This is a genomic window from Photobacterium pectinilyticum, assembly GCF_024357955.1.
Taxonomy (GTDB): Bacteria; Pseudomonadota; Gammaproteobacteria; order Enterobacterales; family Vibrionaceae; genus Photobacterium; species Photobacterium pectinilyticum.
Window position 1 is genome coordinate 1 of record NZ_JANEYT010000178.1, and the last position, 1,413, is coordinate 1,413.

The window sequence follows — 1,413 nt, forward strand, 5'->3', positions numbered from 1 at the left end:
GGCTCCCCCTGCAAGACTTGAACTTGCGACATACGGATTAACAGTCCGCCGTTCTACCAACTGAACTAAGGGGGAATAATATGGTGCCTCGAGGCGGAATCGAACCACCGACACGAGGATTTTCAATCCTCTGCTCTACCGACTGAGCTATCGAGGCAACGGGGCGCATTAAAAAGGTTTTCGGCCTTTTCGTCAATGGTTTTTTGAGAAAAATATGCCGATTTCACCTTTTTTGCCCTGTTTGCTCGGTTTTTGAACTTTTTCTTGGCAAGAAATGGCTTATAGCGCTGTTAATCGCTATCTAGAAGAGTTCGGTTTTCACGGTCAAGGGCTCGAGAAAGTGCCGGTCGGCGACTCACAAACTGCCTATATTTCTCGAGTTTCAGCGGTAGTTTTTGATCAAACTTGATTGCCCAGTTGAGGGTATGAGCCAGTAAAATGTCTGCGACGGTTGGAAAATGTCCCAGCAAGTATTCATCACCTTGTATACGGCTCTCAGCCACTTTCAGGGCTTTTTTAAATTCCCACGCTGCGACAGCAAGCATTTCCGGCAAGCGGATGGATTCTGGGAGAGCAAAACGGTGTTTGCCCATGCTCCAGAGCGGTTGTTCCAGCTCGGTGATGATATAGCTGATCCATTCGTGATGGCTGGCTGACTCGGCAGTACCGGGCTCAGGCAGCCAGTGGTGACCATATTTTTCTGCTAGGTATAGGCAAATGGCTGAAGATTCGCAAATAGTGAGCCCGTCATCGCATAAGCAAGGGACTTTCCCCTGGGGGTTAAGAGCGAGGAACTGGGGAGAACGATGATCATTCTTGGCAAAATTAATTAGGCGGTACTGCCAGTCAAGGCTGAGTTCTTCAAGTAACCAAGAGACACGGAGCGAGCGGGTACGCGGATAGCCATAAAGGGTGATCATTTATTTCTTCCTTGGTTTTTTTATTTTGTTGTTATTAAAGTTAGCAAAAAAAAGACGGCCTGCAGATACGGGCCGTCAAAGTAATGAAGCTATCGTGTGGTTTGCTCTTCTTTAGAGACGTTGGCAAGGGCTCCCGCTGGCGAAATAGCAGCAAAGGTGAGGTGTAGCCCGAAAAACACGCCAAGGTAATGTGTAGATAAAAAGGTGGGGAGTAGAAACGAAAAAAAGCCAAGTCTTTCGACTTGGCTTTTTAATGTGGCTCCCCCTGCGGGACTCGAACCTGCGACATACGGATTAACAGTCCGCCGTTCTACCAACTGAACTAAGGGGGAATTATCTCTTTTTACATTATGTTGCTATTACTAGCACCATAACTAAATATGCTGCCTCGAGGACGGAATCGACCGCGCCCGGCTAGGGACCGACACATTATCGCAACGCGATAACCTTTGGAGCCTAATTGTAAGCATCATACTTTTAAATATGGTGCCTC

At 47.6% G+C, this 1,413-nt stretch carries 1 protein-coding gene and 3 tRNA genes; all 4 read right to left on the reverse strand.

Annotation, left to right across the window (positions count from 1 at the left end):
- Positions 1-2: 2 nt before the first annotated feature.
- The 4 genes from NHN17_RS25725 to NHN17_RS25740 all read right to left on the reverse strand — a co-directional run bounded on the left by NHN17_RS25725 (position 3) and on the right by NHN17_RS25740 (position 1,252).
- Positions 3-75, reverse strand: a tRNA-Asn gene (locus NHN17_RS25725).
- A 6-nt stretch (positions 76-81) separates the two neighbouring features.
- Positions 82-157, reverse strand: a tRNA-Phe gene (locus NHN17_RS25730).
- A gap of 133 nt (positions 158-290) precedes the next feature.
- Positions 291-920, reverse strand: coding sequence for a glutathione S-transferase family protein (locus NHN17_RS25735; RefSeq protein ID WP_255045519.1), 630 nt, complete (start codon positions 918-920; stop codon positions 291-293).
- A gap of 256 nt (positions 921-1,176) precedes the next feature.
- A tRNA-Asn gene (locus NHN17_RS25740) sits at positions 1,177-1,252 on the reverse strand.
- Positions 1,253-1,413 lie beyond the last annotated feature (161 nt).

Bases quoted from the DNA above. Each gene is read 5' to 3' on its own strand.
- NHN17_RS25735 (WP_255045519.1), bottom strand. From the start codon at position 920: ATGATCACCCTTTATGGCTATCCGCGTACCCGCTCGCTCCGTGTCTCT.